Source organism: Bordetella saccharivorans, from assembly GCF_045862855.1.
Classification (GTDB): domain Bacteria; phylum Pseudomonadota; class Gammaproteobacteria; order Burkholderiales; family Burkholderiaceae_B; genus Bordetella_A; species Bordetella_A petrii_F.
In genome coordinates this window covers 1,112,142-1,137,220 of record NZ_BAAFZO010000001.1, presented here as the reverse complement: position 1 = coordinate 1,137,220, position 25,079 = coordinate 1,112,142, and the positions used below count along the sequence as shown (strand labels likewise).

Here is a 25,079-nt window from a genome sequence, read left to right as displayed (position 1 = left end):
AGACGCATTCTGCGCGCCCAGGCGAAACTCCGGGTGACGTAAAATACGGAAAACTTGATCAGGAGTACTGCCATGGCTGACCGGCTCGCGGCATTGATGGCGCATTTCCCGGTGAACGCCCAGGTGTTCAACACGGGCGCGCTGTGCGGCCTCAACACGGTGCACAGCGATGGCGCGCACGGACAGCTGCACCTGGTGCGCAGCGGCTCGGTTGAGGTGCGCTACGGCACGGGCTTGCTGCAGGTCGAGCGTCCCAGCCTGCTGTTGTTCCCGCGGCCCCTGACGCATCACTTCGTCACCGACCCGGCGCGCGGCGCGGACATGGTGTGCGCGAACCTGTCATTCGAGGGCGGCGCGGGCAATCCGATCGCCGCGGCGCTGCCGGACGTGGTCTGCCTGCCGCTCGAAGACATCGCAGGCGCCGAGCCGGTGCTGGCGCTGCTGTTCGAGGAAGCCTTCGAACAGCGCTGCGGCCGCGTCGCGCTGATCGAGCGGCTGTTCGAAGTGGTGATGATCCAGGTCCTGCGCCAGTTGATGGAAAGCGGCGCGGTGCATGGCGGCCTGCTGTCCGGCCTGTCGCATCCGCGCCTGCGCAACGCGCTGGTGGCGATGCACGAAGTGCCGGCGCGGGACTGGACCCTGGACGAACTGGCGAATGCCGCCGGCATGTCGCGCAGCGTGTTCGCCACTACCTTCCGCGACAAGGTCGGCCTGACGCCAGGACAGTATCTGCAAGGCTGGCGGGTGCGGCTGGCGCAGAAGGCGTTGCGCCGCGGCCGCCCCTTGAAGATCATCGCCGCCGAGGTGGGATACGGCAGCGAAGCCGCGCTGTCCCGCGCGTTCAAGGCGCAGTCGGGACAGTCGCCGCGGGAGTGGCGAGCCAGTTATTCATAGCGGCGCCCGCGCGGGGAATTGCGGGCGCGCCGCGGCAGGCCGGCGACATAAATGGTCCACATGGTGAGCAAAGTTCGCTGAGTTCCGCCAGGTGCTGGCGAAATCGCCAGTAGGATTTCACATAGTGGACGTTTCGCCATTGCCTGCCAAGGGGGGACTGCATACGATGCGGCCTGGCCGTCGGCCCCCCAGAACAGCCCAGGAGACAACATGCAGACCCCAAGATTCATACGCCAAGTCTTTCTCGCGTCCACGCTGGCGCTTGCCGGCGGCGGCGCCAGCGTCGCCGCCGGCTTTCCCTCGGAGCCCATGAAGCTGGTGGTGCCCTATGCCGCGGGCGCCAGCACCGACACGCTGGCGCGCATGGTCGGCCAGTCGGTGGCCGAAGACCTGAAGCAGCCCGTCATTGTCGAGAACCGGGCCGGCGCGGGCGGCACCATCGCGTCCGACCACGTGAAGCGCCAGAAGCCCGACGGCTACACCTGGATGCTGACCACGGACGGCATGCTGTCCGTCAATCCGTCCATCTACAAGACCCTGAACTACGACTCATTGAAGGACTTTTCGCCGCTGTCGATCGCGGTGGCCGCGCCGCTGGTGCTGGCCGTTACGCAGAACTCGCCGTTCAAGTCGATGGAAGACCTGATCGCGTACGCCAAGTCGCACCCCAATGAGCTTTCCTATGGTTCCGCGGGCGTGGGCAGTTCGCAGCACATGGCCGGCGAGCTGATGAAGGACATGGCGGGCGTCGAGATCACCCATGTGCCGTATCGCGGCGGCGCCCCGGCGATGGCGGACCTGCTGGGCGGGCACATCGACCTGATGTTCGTGCAAAGCGCCTCGGCCAAGGACCTGGCCGACCAGGGCAAGCTGCGCCTGCTGGGCATCGGCAGCCTGGCGCGCAGCCCGGCGCTGCCCGACGTGCGCACCTTCGACGAAATCGGCCTGAAGGGCTACGACTCGGACACCTGGTACGGCTTCAACATGCCGGCCAACGCCGATCCGGCCATCGTCCGCACCCTCAACGCCGCCATCGTGAAAGCCCTGCAGGGCCATCGCCAGGAACTGGAGCGGCAAGGCTACGCCGTCATCGCCAGCACTCCGCAAGAGATGCAGGAGAGCGTCGAGAAGAACCTCGTCAAATGGCGCGACCTGGCCAAGAAGGCCGGCATCTACCAGATGCAATAACCCGCCTCGCCCCGCCAGCCCCGCTTCACGCCACCCCAGACAGCCGTATCCCCGATGCAGAAATCAACCGCCACCCCTCCGCGCGCGCTGGAGGGGATCACCGTTCTCGACCTCGCCGGGCCGCTCGGCAATTACTGCGGCAAGCTCTACGCCGACCTGGGCGCCGACGTCATCCTGGTGGAGCCGCCGGGCGGCGCGCCCACGCGGCATGTCGGCCCGTACGTGCACGGCGACAGCACGCCCGATGCCAGCCTGAAGTACCAGTACGAGAACACCAACAAGCGCAGCGTCGTGCTGGACCTGGACCAGTCCGGGGATCGCGCGACCTTCCTGCAGCTCGTGCAGCGGGCCGACGTCGTCATCGAAAGCGAGATGCCGGGCGTCATGCGCCGGCGCGGCCTCGGCTACGCGGAACTGCGCGCCGCCAATCCCGCGATCGTCCTGACCAGCATTACTCCGTTCGGCCAGGAAGGCCCCTATGCCGAATGGCTGGCCACCGACCTGACGGCGATGGCGATGGGCGGCATGATGTACCTGGCCGGCTATGTGGACAGTGCGCCCATGGTCGCCTGCGGGGAGCAGGCCGTCGGCGCGGCCAACCTGTTCGCGGCGGTGGCGTCCCTGGCGGCCGTGTACGACGCCGAAACCAGCGGGCAGGGGCAGCACGTGGACGTATCGATGCAGGAATGCGTCGTGATGGGCCTCGAGAACGCCGTGCAGTTCTACGACCTGGAAGGCACCATACGCAAGCGCAATGCGGGCACCCAGCGGCTGGCGGGGACCGGCGCCTTCCGCTGCAAGGACGGCTATGTGTACCTGATGGCCGGCGGCATCGGCAGCAACCGCTTTTGGGGCATCACCACCGAATGGCTGATCAGCGAAGGCCTGCAAGGCGCCACGCGCTTTCGCGACGCATGCTGGAGCGACCAGGCCTACCTGGCGACCGATGCCGCCAAGCAGCTGTTCCAGGAGGTGTTCGCGCCGTTCGCGCTGGCGCATACCAAGGCCGAGCTGCAAGCCAAGGGCCGCGCCCAGCGTATACCGATCGCGCCGATCTGCGACGCCAGCGATATCGCGCGCGACCCGCAGCGCGAGTACCGCAACTACTTCGTCGAGACGGTCGGCCGGCAGGGCAAGCGCCTGCGCATGCCCGGCGCGCCGTACCAACTGGGCGCCACCCCATGGCGCCTGGAGCGCGCGGCGCCCGGGCTGGGCCAGCACAACGCGGAAATCCGGGCCTGGCTCGCGGCCGGCGAGCGCGCGCCCGCGCGGGCGGACGGCGCGGGCGCGGCAACGCAGCGGCGCCTCCTGGCGGGCCTGCGGGTCATCGACTTTTCCTGGATCGGGGCCGGCTCGTACACCACCAAGATCCTGGCCGACCTGGGCGCGGACGTCATCAAGATCGAGAGCTCCCAGCGCCTGGACACCCTGCGCATCACCAAGCCGTTCAAGGACGGCATCGCGGGCGTCAACCGCAGCGGCTACTTCGCCGACCGGAACTCCAGCAAGCGCAGCGTCACCGTCAACGTCAAGGAAGACCGCGGCCTGCAACTGGTGAAGCAACTGATCGCCGACGCGCAACTGGTGTCCAACAACTTCACGCCGGGCGTCATGGACAAGCTCGGCTTGGGCTATGAGAGCCTGCGCGCCGTGCGCCCGGACCTGGTGTTCGCTTCCATGTCGATGCAGGGCGCCAGCGGGCCGGCGGCCAAGGACCTGGGATACGGCCTGACCATCGCCGCGCTGACCGGGTTCATGCACCTGACCGGCTTGCCCGACCGCGAGCCCGCCGGCACCGGCACCAACTACCCGGACCACATCCCCAACCCCGGCCATGCCGCGTTTGCGATTCTCGCGGCCCTGCGCCACCAGCGGCGCGCCGGCGCGGGGCAGATGATAGACCTGGCCCAGATGGAGCCCACCCTGGCCATGCTGGGGCCGTCCCTGATGAACTACTTCGTCAACGGCGTGGTCGAGCAGCGGGCCGGCAACACGCACCCCGAACGGGCGCCGCACGGCGTGTACCCCTGCGCCGGCGCGGACCGCTGGATCGCCATCGCCGTGTGCACGGACGCCCAATGGCTGGCGCTGGCCGGCCTGCTGGGCCTGCCGGCCCGGTCGCAGTGGGCGACCATGGCCGGGCGGCTGGCCGACCAAGCGTCGATCGACGCGGCCATCGGCCGCGCCACGGCGCAGCGCGACGCCCTGGAACTGGCCCGCGCGCTGCAGGCCGCCCAGGTGCCATGCGGCCCGGTCCAGGACGCGCGCGACGTACTGGAACACGACCCCCAACTGGCCGCGCGGCGCCATTGGGTCACCCTGGACCATCCGGAGGTGGGCGCCAGCACCTACAACAGCGCGCCCTATCGCTATTCGCACGCGCAATCCGCGCCGTCGTCGCCGGCGCCCTTGCTGGGCCAGCACACGCGGCAGATCTGCCGCGAGCTGCTGCGCCTGGGCGACGACCAGATCGACCAGCTGGAGCAGGACGGCGTCCTGTCGTGACGCGCCCTCCACCCTGCCAGGAGCCCATCATGCCCATTCTGTTCGAAGTACAAGACCACATCGCCACCATCACGCTGAACCGTCCCGAGGCGATGAACAGCATCGATCCCGCAACGCGCGGCGAACTGCACGAGGCCTGGAAGCGCATCAAGCACGATGACGCCATCCGCGTGGCCATCCTGACCGGCGCCGGCGACAAGGCCTTCTGCACGGGTTCAGACCTGAAAAAAACCATGCCGCCGCAGGAGAGCTTCGCGGAACTGACCTTCGGGCGTGCGGAATCCGACCACCTGCTGGCCGGCCTGGATACCGACAAGCCCTTGATCTGCGCGGTGAACGGCTATGCCATGGGCGGCGGCATGGAGCTCGCGCTGGCTTGCGACATACGCATCGCCGCCGAGAACGCCGTCTTCGCCTTGTCCGAGGTCCGTATCGGCAGCATCCCGGGGGCGGGCGGCACGCAGCGCCTGCCTCGCGCCATCGGCGCGTCCAATGCGCTGCTGATGCTGCTGACCGGCGACCGGGTCGATGCCCGCGAAGCCCTGCGCATGGGCCTGGTCAGCCAGGTGGTCAGCGCCGATGCCTTGCCGGGGGCGGCCCGCCAGATCGCCGAGCGCATCGCCGGCAACGCGCCGCTGTCGGTGCGCGCCATCAAGCGGCTGGTGCACAGCGGCCTGGACATGCCGCTGCCCGCGGCCATCGACACCGAGCGCTACGTGTTCGGCCTGCTGCGCGACACCGAAGACCGCATCGAGGGCCGCAAGGCATTCCAGGAAAAACGCAGCCCGGTCTATCGCGGCCGCTGAGCCATCCCATTCATCGCAACTTCCCGCGCGCCGGCGCGGGCCGTACAGGAAGTCAAATGGATTTCGAACTCCCCGAATCGTCGCGGATGGTGCGCGACACCGTCGCGCGCTTTGTCCAGGAAGAACTCATCGCGCTCGAGCCGCTCATCATCCGGCGCGAGGCCGAGCGGGGCTACGAAGATACGCCGCTCATCCCGCCCGACGTCGAGGCCCGCCTGCAGCAGAAGGCCCGCGACATCGGGTTGTGGGGCATCGATGTGCCGGAAGAATTCGGCGGCCAGGACCTCGGCCTGCTGAACAAGTGCCTGGTCATCGAGCAGCTCAAGCACAGCATCGTGCCGTTCGTGCTGCCGCCGGAAAGCCCCAACCTGTTCCTGTTGAAGGAGCTCTGCAAGGGCAGCCAGGTCGACCGCTACTTGCTGCCTTATTCGCGCGGCGAGAAGAAAAGCTGCCTGGCGCTGTCGGAGCCCGGCGCCGGTTCAGACGCCGCCGCGATCAAGACGCGCGCCGAGCGCAAGAACGGCAAGTGGGTGCTCAACGGCACCAAGCTCTGGATCAGCAACGCGCGCCGTTCGGATTTCATGATCGTGATGGCGGTCACCGACCCGTCCGCCGACAAGCGGTCGGCCTATACCGCCTTCCTGGTGGACAAGGGCACGCCGGGCCTGAGCATCCCGACCTCGTTCCCCATGATCGGCGAATACCACCCCTATGAAGTGGTGCTCGACAACGTCGAACTGGACGACGAGCAAGTCCTGGGCGAGGTGGGCGGCGGATTCGCGCCCATTTCCAAGCGGCTGGGCGTGCGCCGGCTGGAGATCGCCTCGCGCTGCCTGGGCCTGGCCACCCGCTGCCTGACCATGATGATCGAGCAGGCCAACACCCGCAAGACCTTCGGGGCGCCGCTGGCCGACCGCCAGGCCGTGCAATGGTGGATCGCCGACAGCTACCAGGAAATCGAGATGCTGCGCTGGGTGGTCTACCAGATGGCCTGGAAAATGGACAACGGCCGCGGCGACGTGCGCCTGGACGGCTCGATGGTCAAGCTGCAGGGCACCGAGATGATCGCCCGCGTGGCCGACCGCGCCATCCAGTTGTTCGGCGGCATGGGCGTATCGAAAGAAATGCCGCTGGAATACATCTCCCGCATGTGCCGCGTCATGCGCATCGTCGAAGGCCCGAGCGAGATCCATCGCTGGGTCATCGCGCGCGACCTGCTCAAGAACGGCCTGCCGGCCGCCTGACGCGCGCCGCCGCCAGCATGGACACCTTCAGCTCCATCACGCCGGCAGTGCGCATCCATGCCGGGACGGGCGCATTGGAACGGTTGCCCCGCGAACTGGAACGCCTGGGCGTGCGCCGCGCCTTCGCGCTATGCGGCCGCAGCGTGGCCACCCGCACGCCGCTGCTCGACCGGGTCGCGGCCCTGGCCGGGGCGCGCCATGCCGGCGCCTACACGGCCCTGGGCAAGGACGCGCCGCTCGACGACGTGGTCGCGGCCACCGAGCAGGCGCGCGCCGCCGGCGCCGACTGCCTGGTCGCCATCGGCGCCGGCAGCGTGCTGAAGGCCGGGCGCGTGGTCGCCATCCTGCTGGCCGAGTCCGGCAGCCCGGCCAGCCTGGCCACCCAATACCCGCCCGGCCAGCCGCCCGTCAGCCCCAGGCTGCGCGCGCCCAAGGTGCCGATCATCAACATCCTGACCGCCGCCACCTCCGCGCAGCACCGGGGCGGGGCGGCGCTGAAGGACACGGCGGGCGGGCCGCGCCTGGAGTTCTTCGACCCCAAGACCCGGCCGGCGGCGATATTCTGGGACGCCGATGCGCTGCTGACGGCGCCGCCCGCGCTGGCCCGGTCCACCGGGCTGGGGGTCTTCTGGCGCGCCTTGATGAACGCCGGGGCGGTGCGCGAGGCCAACCCGCTGGTGCAGGCCTCGCGCCTGCACGCGCTGTCGCTGGCGCGCGCGGCCCTGCCCAGGATGGCCGACGCGCGGGACGCCCGGGCGCGCATCGACATGTGCGCCGCGGCGCTGCTGCAGAACCGCGACGAGGACGACGGCGGACGCCCGATGGACGCGCACTGGATCGCGCGCGTCGTGTACGCGCTGGGCGCCGCCTTGTTCAACCAGGCCGGCCAGCTCGACCAGGGCACCACCCATGCCTTGCTGACCGGACCGGCCGTGCGGCACTTCGGCGGCCTCTGCCCGCAGGCCGTCACGGACATCGCCCAGGCGCTCTCGATCGGCGTCGAAGACGCGCCGGACGGCATGGACCGCATCGGCGAGGCAGTCGGGCAGTGGTTCACCCGCCTCGGCATCCCCATGCGCCTGCGCGACTTCGGCGTATCGCCGGACCTGTTCCCCGCCGTCGTCGACCATGCGCTGCAGAACTTCAACGCCGACCGCCATCGCGAACTGTCGCGGCACCGGCCGCGCCTTGTCGCCGTACTGAACGACGCTTACTGACACGGGGCGCCATCACCTACCGGGCAAATCATGACCACTCAATCGGCACCTGCTTGCGACACGGCTTCGATGCAGATCGCGCGCTTCAGCGCCGCGTTCGATTCCGCGCAACTGTCCACGGCCGCCCAGCGCAGCGTCGGGCGCGCCATCATCGACACCGTCGGCATCGCGTTGGCCGCGGCGGGCGACCCCACCAGCGCCACGGCATGGCGCTACGTGCGGGCCGAGGCCGCCGCGCCCGCGGCCCGGGCCTGGACCCACCCGGAATCGGCGTCGCTGGCCGGCGCGGCCTTCTACAACGGCGTGGCGGCGCACGTGCTCGACTTCGACGACGTGAGTTCGCCGCTGCGCGGCCATCCCAGCGTCGTCATGCTGCCGGCCCTGCTCGCCCTGGGCCAGGCCCGCGACCTGCCCGGGCGGCGGCTGGTGGCCGCCTATGCGGTCGGCCTGGAAGTCATGGTGAAAATCGCCCGCGCCATGGTGTCCGACCATTACGCGCGAGGCTGGCACGCCACCACCACCATCGGCGTGCTGGGCGCCGCCGCCGCCTGCAGCCACCTGCTGGGGCTGTCGGCCGCCCAGACCGCGCATGCCATCGGCCTGGCCTTCGCGCAGAGCTCGGGCAGCCGCGCCAGCTTCGGCACCATGGCCAAGTCGTTCCAGACCGGCCATTGCAACGCCTCGGCCCTGCGCGCCGCCCTGCTGGCCGAGGCCGGCATGGACGCCGCGCCGGACGCCCTCGACGGCCCGCAGGGCTTCACCACGCTGTACGGCAACGGCGAATCGCTGGCTGGCGAACTCGCCACGCTGGGCCAGGAACCCCTGGAACTGCTGGCCAGCGGCCTCGAGATCAAGAAATACCCGATGTGCTACGCCGCACACCGGGCCATCGACGGCATGCTCGACCTGCGCCGCGAACATGCGCTGCAGCCCGGCCAGATCGAAGCCATCCACGTCGAATCGAACTATCGCGCCATGGTGCCGCTGATCCACCCCCGGCCGCAGACCGGCCTGGAAGCCAAGTTCAGCATGCCGTACGCCATGGCCGCCGCCGCCCTGGACGGCCAGGTGCGGCTCGCCAGCTTCACCGACGCGGCCGTGCAGCGCCCGGCAGTGCGCGCCCTGATGGAACACGTCACCACGCACGAAGCGCAGGGCCCGGCCGCGCCGCGCTGGAACATCGTCCGGGTCGCGCTGCGCGACGGCACGACGGTGCAGAAGGAGGTGCGCGTGCTGCGCGGCTCGCACCAGAGCCCGCTATCCGATACCGAACTGGCCGACAAATGGGCCGACTGCCTGGATTTCGGCGGCTATCGCGACCCGCAGAACCAGTTCTTCGACAGCGCCATGCAAGTCGCGTCCGGTTCCACGGCGGCATTGATGGCGCTGCTACCGCGCCGGGCCGCCGGCGGGATCGATTAACTACCGTGCCCGACGCCAGGCCGCGCGACCGTTGAACCTCCAGGGGCGACCATCATGCACGCACAATCCGGCATTCCCTTTCATCTGTGGCGCGGCGGCACCAGCAAAGGCGTATTCTTCGACCGCGCCGTCGTGCCGGCGGATCGCGACGAACTGGCTGCCTTCCTGCTCAACGTGTTCGGCAGCCCCGACCCGCGCCAGATCGACGGGCTGGGCGGCGGCGACAAACTGACCAGCAAGGCCGCCATTCTGGGCCCATCCTCAAGCCCCGACGCCGACGTCGACTATCTGTTCGCCCAGGTCGGCATCAACCATGCCGAAGTCGATTTCAAACTCAACTGCGGCAACCTGTCGGCGGCCGTGGCCACCCACGCGATCGAACAGGGCTACGTGCCGATCACGGACGGCCACACGACGGTACGCATCAACAACCTGAACACCGGCCGCATCATCCACGCGCGCGTGCCCGTCAGCCACGGCCGGGTGGTCTACACGGGGGACCTGGCGATCGACGGCGTGCCCGGCGCCGGTGCGCCGATCGAACTCGATTTCAGGGAAGCCACGGGCTCGCTGACGGGGGCCCTGCTGCCGCTGGGCGAGGCCCGCACCCGGCTGGACGTGGCCGGGCTGGGCCCGACCCACGTGAGCGTGATCGACGGCGCCAACCTCGTGGTACTGGTCGCGGCCGAAGACCTGGGCATGCAGGGCAGCGAATCGCCCCGCGAGATCGACGGCCACGCGCCCCTGGTGGCCAGAATACAGGCCATCCGCGGCGAGGTGGCGCACCGCCTGGGCATGGGCGAATACTGGCAAAGCCGCGCCGCGCCTTCCAACCCCATGCTGGTCGCCGTGCAGTCGCCGCGGTCCTACCTGGCCTTGAACGGCCGCGACACCATCCAGACGGACTCCATCGACCTGCTTTGCCGCCAATACTCCACCGGCGCCACCAGCAAGGCGCTGGCCGCCACCGTCACCGCGACCATCGGCATGGCCTGCCGGATCCCCGGTTCCGTCGCGGCCCGCTTCCTGCGCCCCGGCGGCGCGGCGGCGGACCCGATACGCATCGGCCACCCCGCCGGCCGCATCATGGTGCGCGCCAGCGTGCGCACCGACGCCGGGACGACAATCGAACAAGCGGCCATACAGCGCACCGCCCGGATCATCGCGCGGGGGGAAGTGTTCATGCGCCCCGCTTGCTAGCGCCACGGCACGCGCCGGCACGCGGCCAGGTTGCTGCGCTAGTCCTCGGCGACATGCTCGCGCAGCTTGGCCTCGATCGCCCGCACCGCCCGCTGCAGCTCGCCCACCTTGTCGGCCAGCGCCTGGCCCCGCAGGCGGCTGCTGAGCGCGGAAATACTGACCGCGCCCAAGGGGCGCCCATGCGGGTCGAGAATCGGGACGGCGATCGAGCGCACCGACTCCACTTCCAGCACCTCGTTCTCCAGGTAGCCCTGCTCACGGGCGCGGGTAATGCGGCGCTGCAGCTCGTCCCAGTCGTAGCGCGGATAGTCGCGCTCGGTCCGTTCCTTGTTCGCCAGGCAGATGCGCCGGATCTCGTCGTCCGGCAGCGCCGACAGGATCGCAGTGGCCCCGCCGCCGATATTCAACGGACGCCGCCTGCCCACATCCAGCACGAACACCTTGATCGGGAACGCGCCTTCGGCGCGGGCGATACACACGCCATCCAGGCCGGACCGCACCGTCAGGAAGACCGTATCGCCAGTCGCATCCGCCACCTGCCGAAGATACGGGACACAGGTATCGCGCAGATCGTACGTATACGGCGCCGCGGCGGCCACGCCCATCTCGTACGTGAGCGACCCCAGGAAATAGCGCTTGCTGCGGTCGTCCTGCCGCACAAACCCCTCGGCGACCAAGGCCTGCAACAGCCGGTGCGCCGTCGGCCGGGTCAGCCCGGCATTCGAATAGAGATCCACCAGGCGCATGCCATTGCGATTGAACGTGGTGATCAGCCGCAGCAACGCGGCACAGCGCTGGATCGCCTGGGTTCCGGTCCTGTCCTTGCGGGTATCGGGTGTAGCCATGAATATCACAATGTGGTCGTTTGATGGCTATTCTAGCGGTTTCCGCCCACTAAAATACCGCATACCAGGAAAATGAGTCCACTATGAGGGAGCTTGAAGTGAGCGGATCTACAGGAGAGCGCTACCGGCGCACGGCGGGGATCTCCGCCGTAACGGGAATCGGCCACACCGATTGGGCCGAAGACTACCGCCGCGTGCGCAACGGCGAAAAACCGTTCGACTCCTACGGCTACGGGGCGCTGGCCTTCAGCCGCGCGCTCGAAGACGCCGGCATCCACCGTTCCGAAGTCGACGGCCTGATCGTCGGCCCCACCACAGCCTACGAGCGCATGGGCGAAATCCTCAACATCGACCCGCGCTGGGGCGGCCAGGCCGACGCGGTGCAGGCCGTATTCCAGGCTGTGATGGCCATCCATTCCGGCATGGCCGAAGTGGTGGCGCTGGTCTACGGCAACGACCAGCGCTCCGCCGCCGTGCAATACGGCGGCCCCGAAGCCATGGGCGGCGGCGCCTTCCTGTCGTACGTCTATCACAGCCCCTGGGGGCTGACATCGCAGGGCGCGCTCTACGCCCTGATGTTCCAGCGCTACAAGGAACTATGGGGCGTCACCGACGCCGACCTCGGCCAGGTCGCCGTCGGCCAGCGCCAGTGGGCCAGCCTGAACCCGCAAGCGATCATGCGCAAACCGTTGTCGATCGACGACTACCTGGCGGCCAACTACATCGCCGAGCCGCTGCGCCTGAACGACTACTGCCTGATCAATGACGGCGGCGTCGCGCTGATCATCATGGAAGCCGAGCGCGCCCGCAAAACCTGCCGCAACCCGGTGTACATCAAAGGCCTGGGCAGGTCCGACCTCAACCGCCACGCCACCAGCCTGGGCCCGCGCCTGATCGACTTCTACCGCCCGGCGCAACTGCGCGCGGCGGAACAGGTATATGCCGCCGCCGGCATCGGCCCCAAGGACGTGGACGCGCTGCTGGTCTACGACAGCTTCAGCCCGCACATTTTCTTCGCGCTGGAAGGCTTCGGCTTCTGCGGCCAGGGCGAAGGCGCACGCTTCATCGCCGAAAACGGCATCGGCGTCGGCGGCCGCCTGCCCGTCAATACACACGGCGGGCATTTGTCCGAGTCCTACATGCAAGGCTGGAACCACCAGCTCGAAGCCGTGCGCCAATTGCGCGGCGGGCAGGGCGAGCGGCAGGTACCCGGCTGCCGCCACGTGCAGTACGTATCCGACGTGGCGGGCAAAGCCATGTCGATCATCTACGGACAATGACCCGGGGAACGGACTTCATCATGAGCAAGACACCACGCCATTATTCGCCCTACGACGTGCCCATGTGGCAAAGCATCGAAGAGGGCCAGATGAAACTCCAGCGGTGCCGCCAGACCGGCACCTTCTACTACCCGCCCGGGCCCGCCTGCCCCGAATCGCTCAGCTTCGACGTGGAATGGGCGCCGATATCGGGCAAGGGAAAAATCCTGTCCTGGACGGTTTTCCACCGCCAATACTTGCCGGCCTATCCCGCCCCACACCTGGTCGTGGCCGTCGCGCTAGAAGAAGGGCCCATCATGATCGGGTATATGGATCATGACAGCCTGCCTGGGTTGAAGCTGGATAGGGGGGTTGCGATGCGGTATGTGGAGCATCCTGATGGGTATCGGGTGCCGAAGTTTGTGTTGGAGTGAGGTGGTAGCTGCTGGGGGGGCGGGGCTTGGCGGGTAATGCGGTGTTTGGGTGCCGATTCTGGTTAGGGGTAAGACGGCGTCGAGGGGGCGTTCCGAGTGGCACGTGTCTGGTTCGCGTTGTGGCGACTTTTTTTATTGCTGCGGGCCGGTGATTCGGGCGTATTTTTGCGCTGGGTGGCCAGGAACGAAAATCGATTGGCGTTTGGTCGCCAGCCTCGAACTGGTACGTCTTGCGGTGGGGGATTTTGAGTCGGTGATTTACAGTATCTGTATAGAGAAACCGAGCGAACGTTGGCGCAGGTTGAAATGAGAGAAAGTAATTTCAGTTCAGTAGCTTAGCGCAGTTAACATGAGTGGGCAGAAACTAAGGAGCGTACCGGTACTGTACCGAAACTTCGGTACAGTACCATGCCCGTCATGGTCGAAGGGCGCGCCTATCCGACGCGGGAGTATGGGTAGGCATTTTTGATCTGATAGGCCAAAAACTGCCCCTTTGACCCCGCTTGCATCAGTTGCTCAAAAAGCGCTTGCGTTACGTTGTAGTACTGGTAAACGGCGCCCGTCTTAAATTCCACTTCCAATGTCTGCGATGGCTCGTCGTAGCCGATGGCAATGATGGTGGATGATGCTACAGGATCTCGATCCATTATTCCCCTCCCTGTGGTTGTGGTATGTCTTCGACTGGGCGTCGGACGATGTCAAGGTTGCGGGTCACGGCGAACGTTCTCTGTGCTCGCCAAGAAACCACAACCCGATCGTATCCCTCTGCGATTCGTTTAACTCCCCAGGCCTCGGACACCTTTGGATCAGAACTCTTGGGGCGCTGTTCAGGATTGGGCAGCGTAACTCGGCATCTCACTGGCAAGCTGGCCCCTTCTCCTGCCACGATTGCTTCTCCTGTTCTGAGGACAGGTAGTAAATCCACTAGGCCGCCCAAATTATCGGGAAGGGCCCCTTTCACACGGGCACGGTCCTCGGGATTAGTCAGTCGCAAGGCAAAGATCGTGCCGCATTGCGACAGGATTGTTTCATCGACTTCGGCAGGGCGTTGGGAGACTACCATCGCGCCGATGCCGTACTTTCGTCCTTCTTTGGCGATTCTTTTCACTATGTCGGCAGCCGGGTTGTCAGCCTTGGTGCCGGATAGGTAGCGATGAGCTTCTTCCATGACGACCAGGAGCGGACGGTGAATCCCCCCTTCGGTTTTTTCGCGGCTCCAATAGAGCGCCTCGTAAACGATTCGCAATATGGAACCGACAAGAGTTGTCAACACTGAGCTCGGCACGCCCGATAGGTCCAGAATGGTGACAGGGTGTTCGTGTCCCAACCAGTCTTCCAAGAGCCTGTCTAGGTCTGACTGAACGGTTCCGTCCAGTGCCGGTTCCCACGGGCCAGGATGCAAGATGAAGTCAAATCTATGGTCTAGCAATCGTGATCGCATAAGATTCAACTGCCGACGAATGCCCTTTGCCTGCTGATTCAGAAACGGCCCCGCCGCACCCATTGCCGCAGGCGTATATCGTGGGGGTATCAGAGTCGCCGCGTCACCCGCCCGTTCGAGGGCAGGTTGATCCCGCTGTGGTCCGTTGAACGTCCGCGTCTCAAAGTCGATGAGGTCGTACCAGCATTGCTTAAGACTGAAGGGTATCGGACTATCGACCGTAAGTGACTCAGGGCTCAATCCCGGAAAGTCGGCAGCCGCCAGTACCGCAGCCTTCATGTCCTGGATCTTGTCCGAGAATGCGATTTCTTGATTCTCGGTCAAACTTCCAGCAATGAACTCTAAAAGGTCTTTTGCTTGAAGTGCCCAGTAGGGCACGAACAGCGGTCGTTCGCCCGGCTGAGGTGTGGCACTGTACACGCGGGAGAAGTCCGCCAGCGCATGGGTATATTCGCCGTGCAGGTCCAGGAGGAGGATTCGAGATGCTGGTGCTCCGCTTTCTTGATCTGGCCTGACGATGGAACGCAATAAGCTCGCTATGGTTGTCGATTTGCCCGAGCCAGTTGAGCCGAGAACAGCAGAATGCCTAGTGACCAGCGCATCCAGCGAGAGCTTGACGGCAATGCTGTCGGAACTGGAAAGAGTTCCTATTTTTATCTGATTACTGCCTTCACTTCCGTATATGCGTTTGAGGTCCGTTTCAGTAACGATGTGCACGGCGTCGTTGATAGATGGCAACTGACTGAGCCCGCGCTCGAAACTGCGCCCGAGAGCCTCTCCGGCAAGTTCCACTCTCATCCAACGGCCCCCGCTGCCCGTGGTCAAATCAGCCGACGCTCCTACTTCACTCACGATCCCAAACAGGTCTTGGTATCCCTGGGGAATTCTTACGAAACTTCCGACCTGAGCAACGCGGTACATGTGTCCTTCAATTATGGCAATGCCTGATGCTAGGGATTCAGCAAGCGACACGGTGACCGTTGGGCCGGAAATGGATGTGACCAGTCCTAGGAAGGTTGGATCTTTAGCGCTCACGCTGTCGTCTCCCCGGCATTCACTACGGCGACCGCAACGGCCGATGCAGCGCCTTCGTTCAACGCTGTGGCAGCGATCTCAGGTGTTGCTTGGGTGCTCATGTCAGTTGCCTGGGCCAGCGCGCAGAAACGGGTGAGAAAAGCAAAGTCACCAAGCAGAAAGCGGCTTTGTTCTCCAGGCCACCTTGGCCCCCAAAAGGTCGCTCGGATGTCTTCCCAGTTCTTGGGGGGATCTCCAGGGCGCCACATGCCCTTGACGCCTCCAATTACAGCGCCGTCGGACGCATACACCGAAAGGTTGGGACGTTCGTAGGCCAACTTGCACGCGGGCTCCTCTGACGCTAGTGGCATGTACTGGAAAGCCATCACTGAAGCATTCGCGTTCATAGCAAGTGCTTCGTCCAGTACGGCGCAAATATGTGCGTCACGGAATGAGAACCCAGTGGTGAGCAGGATACTGTCCGGCGTGAGAAGAAACTGGCGCAGGCGTTCGAATAAGGCGGAATAAGGTTGCTTCTGGGTCAACTCGTACTTCAAGTGGTCCGGATAAACGAGTTGGGAGGCTGCCCGCCCTCGTCCGCGTACGACTGAATCGCCTTCCAAAGCCCAGCCCAAAGAACCATGCAACTTCCAGAGTCGCGACCACCGTGGGGGGAGATCGTCGCCGGCAACACTAACGGGATCAAAGAAGGGTAGGTGCCCCCCGGTGAACCCATCGAAATAGGAAGCCCTGGATCGTTCGAAAGCCTCTTCGAACAAGAGGTCGTAGTTAGTTGTGAAGATCTCGACGGCATGCGTCCGAAGCGTCCCACTGACCCAAGAGACGAGCTCAGTGTATGGGTTTCGCTCCTGGGGCAACGGGGCTCCGACTACTTCGCCTATCTTCTTGCACACTTCCGCTCCCAGCGCCTTGTAGCCTTCGGAGTTAAGTCCATGAACCTGTGCAGGGCCAAGTGCTTGTTGCAGAAGTCGGATACGGGTGAGGATCGACTCAATGTTCGCCACCGGCCCCAGTTCCGCACGAATCGCTTCAGCAGCAACTTTTTGCTGTCCGCTCAGTGCTTCGATTGCTTGGGCCGTCAATGCTTCAACACCAGGCATTAGTGAGCGTCCCCCATCGGAGACCAACTTGCCAGCCCCGTCCACTCGAATCGACATTGGTGCTCCAGCGCCAACTAGAAAACCGATGCGCTTTCGCCCTTGAGACAGAATCTGTCGAAGGTCCGACATGAACCGATCAGGATTGTGAAGAGTGTTCAAGCGGATCTCCCTCTGTGTTTATTAGCAATTCGGTTCTTGAGTGAGGTGGGTGGCTAGCGCGTTAAGTCCACCGACCGTTGAGGACCTACCGTTAGGGTGAAAACTGTCCGGCGCCACTAGTGAGCCATTTTCGTGGAACAGCTGCGGATGTAATACAAGACCCGGCGACAGCCTATCCTGCACTAGTCCCCAAATCCTAAATTCCTTCGTCATGACGAAGACTTTGGGAGCGTTAACGCATCAGCGCGCGGCTGCACAAACTCTTGCAGGCTGATCTGACCATCTATGAAACGCTGGGCGTGGGCCTCATCTGCTTCACTGAGCGAGAAACCTTCTAGACCGACGGAGGCCCGCGCGTAGTTAACAGCCGATTGGCGTCGACCGCGTTCGGCATCTGATATGGTTTTGTGGGGCTGTAACCCGCATTTATCTTCGCCAGCCATGGTGTCCCCTTGCTGTAGGTAACTCGATTTTACAAGAGGTACGAGTATTTTGGTTTAGGTACACGCAACCTCCAGAGTGGTGCGCTGAAATTGTCTTGTTTTACTTGCTATGGATCGCCTGTATTGGCCGCGTACTAGCCTGCACCGTAGTTCCAAAGAGGCGTTGCCTCTCTGGACTCTCCACCCTCGCCGGCGGGAGCCTCGGGACCAGGGGTTGCGGGCCTTTGGCCCGGAACTCCTGCCCCCGGGCATAGCGTGGGGCGCTCCTGCCGCGTCAAGGGGCCGTGTCCTCGCCCTGTGGGCTGCGGGCCGCACCAACCCCTTGACCCGTCATCCGCTCTTGACAGCACCGCTACTGACGCCGTTTGGCCGGAAGAGGCGTCAAGGGCGGGACCGGAGGCCGCAGCCCGAAGCGGAGCGTAGGGAACGGGTGAGGATACCGGGCGTAGCCTTTACCCTTGACCCATCTGGAGGCCATGCAGCCTGCGGCAAGGGGTAGGAACAAGGCGAAGCCGCCGGGCCTGCCCTCGCAGCCAGTCCGGCAAGATCGGACGCGGGATGCAACCGAAGAGGTTGCCCAAGCGAAGCGCGGAGATTTGCCGCTAGAAATGAAAAGGCCTCGCCAAAAGCGAGGCCAATGCAGGGGCAGATGGCAGGCTATTCGCCTTTGACGGAGCCGCCTGTAGCCGGACCCCAGTTTTCGCCCATGTTCTGCAAGACGTGTTGCCGGTACGCTGGGTTCCACATTGCGTTGCCTGCTGCGAGATGATTGAGCCGGCCCCCCGTGACCATCATGCCGCTTTGCATGTCGCGGCGAGTTGTTTGACGGTTGAGAACCTGAGTTACGGGGGATGCGGCGGCCTGGCTGACTTGCCTAAGCGTGATACCCGCCGAGGACACGCCTCCGGCCAGGTGCGATGCTGCCTCATATGCGCGTTGCAGCAAGAACAGGGTGACGCCCGTGACGATCAGGATTTCAAGCATTGTGGCAATAGGATGGTCAGTGGTGACGGCCAATACTTTGGCCGTAAGCGCACTGAAAAACTTCATGCCCATGCCGAGAACCGTTGTCACCAAGGCGATTTGCATGATGTAGGTCATCACTTGGCCAAACCAGCTATCAAACCATTTCGCGGTGACGGGGAACATCAGCATGGTTAGGTTCCCGACAGAAAAGACATTATTCACCCTCCTTGCGCGCACCTTTCACAACGTTTCTCATTTCCTGTTCGAGCTTTGTGGCATCAAGAAGAGGTGTGCAGATGCTCGAGCGTGACGCAAGTTGCTTCTTGATCGATGCCAACTCATCTACGATCTTCAGCAGAGGAGGTTTGTTCATCAAACCCGGTAGCCCCGAGTACGCAGCCACATCTAGCTGGTACGTCGCTGAGAAGGGCGTAGTGTCCGCGGCGCGCCAATTAACTTTGACCACGAAAGGCTTGAGTCGCTTGCTGATACTGGGATCGTTAGGTTTAAAAAGTTGGTAACCGACCGCGAACAGAAAGCTAACCTTTCCCCCTTGTTCTACCATAGTCATGGGAGGGCGTTCCTGAGCGTAGTTGACGACAATACTGTAGTTTTTGAAATCTCTGTCATCTTTTTCGAATGAAAATGACACATCGAATGCTGGACCAGTACCAACATTAGAGAGCGCTAAATTTAATCCACCATTTCCATCAGGGTGGAACTCGAAATGAGCGACAACTCGCGGTGAGTTTCCAGCCTTGCGAAGCAGTTTATTTTCCCTAACCAATGTAAAGGTCAGGAATGCGACTACTAGCGTAGATAGTCCACCTATCATGGCGCCTGTAGCCGCCCAGTCGATAGCGTAAAACCATGAGCCAAGTTGGCTTAGCAGTGCGTTCCCTAAGCCAGGTTCAAATTGAGACGCCATTGTTATGCTCCTAGTTCCTTATTCCGCTCGCTGGTTTGATTCGATACGCCGCGCGAAGTGTTTAAGGTATTACCATGTGCCGAGGGAAAATAGATGTAGCGGCTTACTGTTCATTATCTGAGCCTTCTCGAAATGGCGGGCAGAATGCTCGCTGCGGATGTGATTCCCTGTATGTTCACCGTACGCTTACTATCTCCTCAAGCGACAGCTCGTTCCGTACAGGGTCGGGCGCGGGATTAAGTGGCCTGGTGTTAATCGTGGGGCAGCGGTTACCGCGAAGTTGATTTGGATTATGTGTTGTAGTTCGAGCAAGGTTGCCAAGCTACGTTCGAAGCGTCGCTAAACGCAGGAAATGTTATGCCGAATTTTGAACAGCAGCTCTGAGGATACTCATCATGCCCCCCCATATCGTCTTTCTCCATGTCGACTCAGTCCCTGCGGAGTACTTCCAAGATTTTATTGACACAGTACGTGCTGACAATCTGGATCTTCAAGTGGTTGCGCGACCGTCTGCTCCCATGGCTGGGGTTGAATGGCTCATGCCAACTGTAATCCTCGCGTACTTGGCCAAACCGTACTTCGAGTCCTTTCTGACCGAGATGGGAAAGGATCATTACGAGCTGGTGAAAGCGGGTCTCAAGAAACTCTACAAGCGCGTGGCCGGCCCAGAATCTCCCGAGGTTACCCTCATAGCTACTGGGGGGAAGGTAAACAAATACCAGCCTTACTCATTATTTTTTTCCGTAGTTGTCGAAGGACTCGACGGGGAGCGAATTAAGCTTCTCATTCCCCGCCCTATCGATGAAGTCGAGTATAGAGCTGCCATTGACGCATTCCTTGATTTTGCAGAGGGTCTACATGTAAGCAGTCTAGATGGTGACGATCTATCGTCGATTGAAGCCCCGCATAGAGTGGGCTCAACTGTTCTGGTTGCTTACGACAGCAATACAAAAAAAATCCGCTCAGTGGATCCCTTGGCGTCTCGTCGTGATTAGGCCATCCTCGCCACTGTACCGAAACTGCTCTCGCGCCATGCGTTTGAGTTCAGAAATTTTGAGAATTACCGGATGAGAGTCTTGGCTCAGTGCGGTAGGAACGGTGTGATTAACCGGGTCTGATGCTGCCCATCCTCCGTTTATGGGGTAGAGCCATGGGGTAGAGCCTAGGGCCCTAAACAAAAAGCCGCTCTGCATTGCAGTAGCGGCTTTTCAAATTCTGGTGCCCGGGGCCGGAATCGAACCGGCACGCCTTGCGGCGGGGGATTTTGAGTCCCCTGCGTCTACCAATTTCACCACCCGGGCACGGGGGGCGCGCAACCTTGACAAACAGGTTGGCGTGGAGAGGAACTCGCGATTATATGCGGTCTTTGGACTTCGCGCTCGGGGTGTCCTCGCCTTGCGCGGTGACGCTGCCGTCGGCCAGCACGAACCAGGCCCGCAGCCCCATCTGGCGCACCAATGGCGCCGTGGCGTCCAGCGGCATGTGCGAGAACGCGGTGGACAGGGCGTCGGCGGTGGTGGCGCTGGGGGCGGCCACCGAGACGCTGCGGTAGCGCGGCTGGGCGCGGCCGGTGCGGGGGTCGAACAGGTGGCTGTGGCGGCCGGCCGGGTCCAGCGGGGTGCCGTAGCCGCCCGAGGTGGCCACGGCCTGGTTGCGGATTTCCACGGTGGTGTGGATGCGCTCGGCGTCCTGGGGCTGGGCCAGGCCGACGCGCCATGGGGCGGCCTGGCCGGGGGCGGACCGGTCCAGGCCGCGGATTTCGCCCAGGTCCACCAGGGCGCGGTCCAGGCCGCCGGCGCGCAGCAGTTCGGTGACGCGGTCGGTGATGTAGCCCTGGGCGATGCCGTTCAGGGTCAGGGCCATGCCGGGACGCAGCAAGGCGATGCGCGCGGGGCCGGCCTGGATGGCGCGGTGGTCGACGCGGGCCAGCGCGGCTTGCAGGGTGGCGGCGTCGGGGCCGTCCGGGGCGGCGCCCGCGCGCGCGAAGTGGTCGGCATAGGCTTGCCATAGGGCTTGCACGCTGGGGTCGAAGGCGCCGTCGGTCAGGTGGCTGTAGTGCGCGCTTTCGCTCAAGAGGCGCAGCAGGTCGGCGGGCGGCTGGTCCAGATGGCCCTGGCGGTTCAGGGCGACCAGCGCGCTGTCTGGGCGATACAGGCTGAAGAGCTTTTCCAGGCGCTGGACTTCGGCCAGGGCCTGGTCGAGCAGGCGCCGGGCGGCGCGCGGGTCGGGGTGGTAGAGCCGCAGTTCAGCGTCGGCGCCGAGCGCGACGCCGCGCCATTGCGCGGTGGGCGTGGCGCTGGCGGCGCGGGCCGGGCGCAGGCTGGCGGGGACCAGGGCCCAGGCGGAGACGGCGGCGGTGATGCCGAGGAAGCGGCGGCGGGCGCGGACGGGTGGGTTCATGGCGTGGATCCGGACGAGTCAGGGGCCGGCGCGGGCGGCGGCGCGTCGTAAGAGAAGATGTAGCTTTCGGGCATGTCGTGGAAAGCGACGACGCGCCCGCCATGGGCCTGGGCGAAGGCCTCGGCTTGGTCGCGCCGGCCGAAGGGCAGGGCGTCTTCGGCGCCCATGCCGCCGATGTAGCCGCCTTCGATGACGTAGTAGGCGCGGCGCGCGTCGATCCAGGCGGCGGGGTCGGGCGCGACGCCGCGTTCGGCGCCGGCCATGTCGTTGACGTAGATGGCGCGGATGGTCTTGGGTTCCTCGGGCAGCACGGTGTAGGCGAAGACCTGTTTCACGGTCGAGAACCACACCGGGGTGTCGCGGCCGTCGAGGAAGATCTGGCCTTTGGGGCCGACGTGTTCATTGAGGGCCATGCCGCAGTAGTGGCCGACGGCGTCCACGGTGATGGCCGCCGGCGGCGGGGCCGAGGCGGCTTGCCGGTCGTCGCCGCCGCACGCGGCCAGCAGGGCCAGCAGGACGGCGCAGGCGGCCGGCCGGAGGCGGGCGAGCAGGTTGCGCGGCGCGCTCATAGGGATTTTCTCTGGAAGGCGATGGCGGCCAGCAGGAACGGGATGGCGATCCACAGCAGTTGCGCGATGGCCAGGGTGGCGGTGCCCAGGCTGGCCTGGCCGCTGACGCCGGCCATGCCGGCGTACATGGAGATGTTCTCGAAGCCGGTCAAGTTCATCAGGCGGTAGACGTCGGAGGGGTTGAGCAGCAGCAGCACGTTGAGCAGGTCGGCGGTGACGGTGCGGCCCTGGTCGGCGGCCAGCAGGCCGAGCAGGGCCATGTCGTAGATGACCACGAAGAACAGCCATACGCCGATGGCGATGCCGGCGGCGGTGGCGCGCTCGCGCACCAGGGTGCTGACCAGGTAGCCCATGGCCAGGAAGCTGGCGCCCAGCAGCACGCTGGCGGCGATCAGGAAGGCGAAGGGGCGCCAGGCGGCGGCATCGGCGCCGCCATGGGCAAGCTGCAGGGCCAGGCCGGCAAAGCCGTAGCCGGCGGTGGTGGCCAGCGCCAGGATGGCCAGGTGCCCGACGAATTTGCCGACGATGACCTGCCAGCGCGACACGGGGTAGCTGAGCAGCAGGGCCAGGGTGCCGCGGTCGGCTTCGCCGACGATGGCGTCGTAGGCCAGCAGCATGGCAATGAGCGGCACCAGGAAGATCGACAGGCTGGACAGGCTGACCACGGTGACGGTAAGCGGGTCGACCTTGACCGCGCCGGTGGGCGAGCTGCCCAGGAAGCCCAGCGACAGGGCCAGCGCGGCCAGCAGCAGCGCGGTGGCGAGCACCCAGCGGTTGCGCAGGCCGTCGCGGATTTCCTTGCCGACGATGGTGAATACGGCGTTCATACGGGGTTCCGTTCGAGCAGGTGGGCGTAGACCTCGTCCAGGCTGGGGATGTGCACGTGGAGGTCGGCGATGGGCAGGTCGATGGCGCCGAGCGCACGGATGGCCTCGACCTTGTCGTGCTCGGCGCAGGTCCGTTCGAAGCTGGCGGGGCCGGTCTGGCGCCATGGCGGCGGCAGCGCGCCGGCCGCGGCGTCGACCGCCAGGGTGATGCCGATGCGCACCGGCACGTCGATGGCGCGGCGCAGCTGCGACAGGCTGCCGTCGGCGATCTTGTGGCCGCTCTTCATGACGACGACCCGGTCGACGTGGTCGGCGATCTCGGCCAGCGCGTGGGTGCTGACCAGCACGGCGGCGCCCTGGTCGCGCAGTTCGCACACGATGTCGTAGAACATCAGGCGCGAGGCCGGGTCCAGCCCGGTGGTGGGTTCGTCCAGCAGCAGAATGCGGGGCTGGCCCAGCAAGGCCTGGGCCAGCGCCAGCCGCTGCCGCATGCCCTTGGAATAGCCGCCGACGCGCCGGCGCGCGGCGTCGGCGATGCCGACCTTGTCGAGCAGCGCCGCGTTGCGCGCCAGCGGCTGGCGCTTCAGGCGCGCGTAGAAGTCCAGGGTTTCGGCGCCGGTCATGGCGGGGTGCAGGGCGACGGTTTCGGGCAGGTAGCCGATGTCGTGCCGCAGCCGGGCGGCCGGCCGGCTGGCGGCGTCGTGGCCCAGCAGGCGCACGCGGCCGTGGGTGGGCCGGATCAGGCCCAGCACCAGCTTGATCAGCGTGCTCTTGCCCGCGCCGTTGTGGCCGGCCAGCGCCACGCACTCGCCGGCGTTGAGTTGCAGGTCGACGCGGTCGAGCGCGCGATGGGCGCCGTAGTGCTTGCTGGCGCCTTCCAGCGCGATTTGCACGGCGTTCATCGGGCGGCCCTCATGGCGCCGGCGGCGGGCAGGGCGGGCGGCTGCATCAGCGGGGCGCTGTCGATGACGCCGCCCGGCAGCAGCGCCGGGAATTGCGACTGCGCCCAGCGCACGATGGAAACGGCGGGGCTGTTGAGCAGGATGCGCGCGGCCGGGGCGCGCCAGAGGATCTGGTCGACCACGTCGTTGGGACGGTAGGCGGTGTCGGCGATGCCGTCGCCGTCCAGGTCGAAGGCGGTGTTGTCGCTCCAGTAGTTGCCGCGGCCGTGGCGCGACCATTCGATGACGCGCGTGCCCACGTACTTGACCTGGTTCTTGTTGTTGATGAAGGCATTGCCGGAAATTTCGTTGCCGTCGGAGCCGGCGGTGAAATGGATGCCGATGTCGCAGTCCTGGAAGTGGTTGGCGTCGAACCGGTTGTTGTTGGCGTTGTACAGGAACGCGCATTTCGGCGCGCCGCGTACCGCGTTGCCGGTGATGACCGCGCCGTTGGCATAGTTGAACATCAGGCCCTGGTCGCGGCTGCGCACGGCGGTGTTGCCGCGCACCACCAGGCGATGGGAATACATGATGGCGTAGCCGATGTCGTTGTCTTCAGAGAAGTTGTCGCTGACTTCGCTGTCGTTGGTGTACATGTAGTGGACTGCGTAGCGCAGCTGGTGGAAATGGTTGCCGCGGAAGATGTTGTTGCGGCTGGTATTGGAGAAGATGCCGTCGCGCCCGGCGGATATGTCGTTGTCCAGCACCCGGCTGCCGGGGCTGTTCCACAGCGATACGCCGTTGCCGCGCTCGGCCACGCGCAGTTCGGTGTTGCCGACGATGCGGTTGGCGCGCACCAGCGCTTCGTTCGGGCCCCATACGTAGACGCCCATGAGGTTGTCGAGGATGTCGTTGTGCTCGACCACGGCATGGTGGGCGGTGCGGTCCAGGAACACGCCCGCGTCCATGGCGGGCAGGCTCAGGCCGGATTGGCGGATGGTGAGCTGGCGCAGCGTGACGCGCTCGGCGTGCACCCAGATGGTGCGGCCGGCGCGCTCGCCGAGGATGACGGCCGAGCGGTCGGCCGGGCCTTCGAGCGTGAGCGGTTTGTCGATGACGAGGTTGCCGGGGTATTCGCCCGGCGCCAGGCGCAGCACGTCGCCGGGCGCGGCGGCGGCGATGGCCTGCTGCAGGTCGGCGCCGGCCGGCAGCGCGACGACGGCCGCCGCGGCGCCGCCGGCCAGGGCCAGCCCGGCCAGCAGCACGCCGGCCGGGACCACGCCGCGCAACGGCGGGAGACAGGCATGGCCCATGCG

23 protein-coding genes and 1 tRNA gene are annotated in these 25,079 nt (G+C 65.2%); 11 read left to right on the top strand and 13 right to left on the bottom strand.

Annotation, left to right across the window (positions count from 1 at the left end; all coding sequences use genetic code 11):
* The first annotated feature begins 72 nt into the window (after positions 1-72).
* The 8 genes from ACKTT0_RS05425 to ACKTT0_RS05390 all read left to right on the top strand — a co-directional run bounded on the left by ACKTT0_RS05425 (position 73) and on the right by ACKTT0_RS05390 (position 10,476).
* A complete protein-coding gene (locus ACKTT0_RS05425) occupies positions 73-894 on the top strand; it encodes an AraC family transcriptional regulator (protein WP_407848764.1) in 822 nt (273 codons plus the stop codon).
* Positions 895-1,104: 210 nt separating this feature from the next.
* Positions 1,105-2,082: a Bug family tripartite tricarboxylate transporter substrate binding protein gene (locus ACKTT0_RS05420; RefSeq protein WP_407848763.1), complete on the top strand. Its 978-nt coding sequence runs from the start codon at positions 1,105-1,107 to the stop codon at positions 2,080-2,082.
* Positions 2,083-2,136: 54 nt separating this feature from the next.
* A complete protein-coding gene (locus tag ACKTT0_RS05415) occupies positions 2,137-4,587 on the top strand; it encodes a CaiB/BaiF CoA transferase family protein (protein ID WP_407848762.1) in 2,451 nt (816 codons plus the stop codon).
* Positions 4,588-4,616: 29 nt separating this feature from the next.
* A complete protein-coding gene (locus ACKTT0_RS05410) occupies positions 4,617-5,393 on the top strand; it encodes an enoyl-CoA hydratase/isomerase family protein (protein ID WP_028352883.1) in 777 nt (258 codons plus the stop codon).
* A gap of 56 nt (positions 5,394-5,449) precedes the next feature.
* Positions 5,450-6,637, top strand: coding sequence for an acyl-CoA dehydrogenase family protein (locus ACKTT0_RS05405; protein ID WP_289785520.1), 1,188 nt, complete (start codon positions 5,450-5,452; stop codon positions 6,635-6,637).
* Positions 6,638-6,654: 17 nt separating this feature from the next.
* Positions 6,655-7,854 (top strand): iron-containing alcohol dehydrogenase family protein, encoded by a 1,200-nt coding sequence (locus tag ACKTT0_RS05400; protein WP_407848761.1) that lies wholly within the window; start codon positions 6,655-6,657, stop codon positions 7,852-7,854.
* Positions 7,855-7,884: 30 nt separating this feature from the next.
* The gene (locus ACKTT0_RS05395; RefSeq protein ID WP_407848760.1) at positions 7,885-9,276 is read left to right on the top strand and encodes an MmgE/PrpD family protein; all 1,392 of its coding nucleotides are present in this window, start codon (positions 7,885-7,887) and stop codon (positions 9,274-9,276) included.
* Positions 9,277-9,330: 54 nt separating this feature from the next.
* A complete protein-coding gene (locus tag ACKTT0_RS05390; RefSeq protein ID WP_407848758.1) occupies positions 9,331-10,476 on the top strand; it encodes a 2-methylaconitate cis-trans isomerase PrpF family protein in 1,146 nt (381 codons plus the stop codon).
* A gap of 38 nt (positions 10,477-10,514) precedes the next feature.
* Here the strand turns inward: ACKTT0_RS05390 and ACKTT0_RS05385 are convergent, their stop codons facing one another.
* Positions 10,515-11,321 carry an IclR family transcriptional regulator gene (locus ACKTT0_RS05385; RefSeq protein WP_028352879.1) on the bottom strand — a complete coding sequence of 269 codons (807 nt, stop codon included), beginning with the start codon at positions 11,319-11,321 and terminating at the stop codon, positions 10,515-10,517.
* A gap of 98 nt (positions 11,322-11,419) precedes the next feature.
* Here ACKTT0_RS05385 and ACKTT0_RS05380 point away from each other — a divergent pair, with 98 nt between their 5' ends.
* Together ACKTT0_RS05380 and ACKTT0_RS05375 are read left to right on the top strand one after the other, a co-directional pair.
* On the top strand, positions 11,420-12,601 hold the full coding sequence (locus ACKTT0_RS05380; RefSeq protein WP_407848756.1) for a thiolase family protein: 1,182 nt from the start codon (positions 11,420-11,422) through the stop codon (positions 12,599-12,601).
* Positions 12,602-12,621: 20 nt separating this feature from the next.
* Positions 12,622-13,014 (top strand): Zn-ribbon domain-containing OB-fold protein, encoded by a 393-nt coding sequence (locus ACKTT0_RS05375; RefSeq protein ID WP_407848754.1) that lies wholly within the window; start codon positions 12,622-12,624, stop codon positions 13,012-13,014.
* Between the two features lie 434 nt (positions 13,015-13,448).
* On the opposite strand, the gene ACKTT0_RS05370 is transcribed toward ACKTT0_RS05375, so the two are convergent.
* The 6 genes from ACKTT0_RS05370 to ACKTT0_RS05345 all read right to left on the bottom strand — a co-directional run bounded on the left by ACKTT0_RS05370 (position 13,449) and on the right by ACKTT0_RS05345 (position 19,086).
* Complete coding sequence (locus tag ACKTT0_RS05370) at positions 13,449-13,661, bottom strand: KTSC domain-containing protein (RefSeq protein ID WP_238920136.1); 213 nt, start codon at positions 13,659-13,661, stop codon at positions 13,449-13,451.
* On the bottom strand, positions 13,661-15,490 hold the full coding sequence (locus ACKTT0_RS05365) for an ATP-binding protein (RefSeq protein ID WP_407848752.1): 1,830 nt from the start codon (positions 15,488-15,490) through the stop codon (positions 13,661-13,663). Before ACKTT0_RS05365 ends, ACKTT0_RS05370 begins: the two co-directional genes overlap by 1 nt.
* Positions 15,487-16,749, bottom strand: coding sequence for an SIR2 family NAD-dependent protein deacylase (locus tag ACKTT0_RS05360; RefSeq protein ID WP_241059161.1), 1,263 nt, complete (start codon positions 16,747-16,749; stop codon positions 15,487-15,489). The genes ACKTT0_RS05365 and ACKTT0_RS05360 overlap by 4 nt, the downstream gene beginning before the upstream one ends.
* A gap of 209 nt (positions 16,750-16,958) precedes the next feature.
* On the bottom strand, positions 16,959-17,192 hold the full coding sequence (locus ACKTT0_RS05355; RefSeq protein WP_407848750.1) for an antitoxin VbhA family protein: 234 nt from the start codon (positions 17,190-17,192) through the stop codon (positions 16,959-16,961).
* Positions 17,193-17,849: 657 nt separating this feature from the next.
* On the bottom strand, positions 17,850-18,347 hold the full coding sequence (locus ACKTT0_RS05350) for a type IV secretion system protein (RefSeq protein ID WP_407848748.1): 498 nt from the start codon (positions 18,345-18,347) through the stop codon (positions 17,850-17,852).
* A 25-nt stretch (positions 18,348-18,372) separates the two neighbouring features.
* Positions 18,373-19,086, bottom strand: coding sequence for a hypothetical protein (locus ACKTT0_RS05345; RefSeq protein WP_407848746.1), 714 nt, complete (start codon positions 19,084-19,086; stop codon positions 18,373-18,375).
* A 395-nt stretch (positions 19,087-19,481) separates the two neighbouring features.
* Here ACKTT0_RS05345 and ACKTT0_RS05340 point away from each other — a divergent pair, with 395 nt between their 5' ends.
* Positions 19,482-20,081, top strand: coding sequence for a hypothetical protein (locus ACKTT0_RS05340; protein ID WP_407848744.1), 600 nt, complete (start codon positions 19,482-19,484; stop codon positions 20,079-20,081).
* Between the two features lie 221 nt (positions 20,082-20,302).
* Here ACKTT0_RS05340 and ACKTT0_RS05335 read toward each other — a convergent pair.
* The 6 genes from ACKTT0_RS05335 to ACKTT0_RS05310 all read right to left on the bottom strand — a co-directional run bounded on the left by ACKTT0_RS05335 (position 20,303) and on the right by ACKTT0_RS05310 (position 25,076).
* Positions 20,303-20,387 (bottom strand) — tRNA-Leu (locus ACKTT0_RS05335).
* A gap of 52 nt (positions 20,388-20,439) precedes the next feature.
* Complete coding sequence (locus ACKTT0_RS05330) at positions 20,440-21,486, bottom strand: FAD:protein FMN transferase (protein ID WP_407848743.1); 1,047 nt, start codon at positions 21,484-21,486, stop codon at positions 20,440-20,442.
* Positions 21,483-22,055 (bottom strand): nitrous oxide reductase accessory protein NosL, encoded by a 573-nt coding sequence (locus ACKTT0_RS05325; protein ID WP_407848741.1) that lies wholly within the window; start codon positions 22,053-22,055, stop codon positions 21,483-21,485. The genes ACKTT0_RS05330 and ACKTT0_RS05325 overlap by 4 nt, the downstream gene beginning before the upstream one ends.
* A complete protein-coding gene (locus ACKTT0_RS05320) occupies positions 22,052-22,882 on the bottom strand; it encodes an ABC transporter permease (RefSeq protein ID WP_407848740.1) in 831 nt (276 codons plus the stop codon). The genes ACKTT0_RS05325 and ACKTT0_RS05320 overlap by 4 nt, the downstream gene beginning before the upstream one ends.
* The gene (locus ACKTT0_RS05315; protein WP_407848738.1) at positions 22,879-23,784 is read right to left on the bottom strand and encodes an ABC transporter ATP-binding protein; all 906 of its coding nucleotides are present in this window, start codon (positions 23,782-23,784) and stop codon (positions 22,879-22,881) included. Before ACKTT0_RS05315 ends, ACKTT0_RS05320 begins: the two co-directional genes overlap by 4 nt.
* Positions 23,781-25,076: a nitrous oxide reductase family maturation protein NosD gene (locus tag ACKTT0_RS05310; RefSeq protein ID WP_407848736.1), complete on the bottom strand. Its 1,296-nt coding sequence runs from the start codon at positions 25,074-25,076 to the stop codon at positions 23,781-23,783. Before ACKTT0_RS05310 ends, ACKTT0_RS05315 begins: the two co-directional genes overlap by 4 nt.
* Positions 25,077-25,079 lie beyond the last annotated feature (3 nt).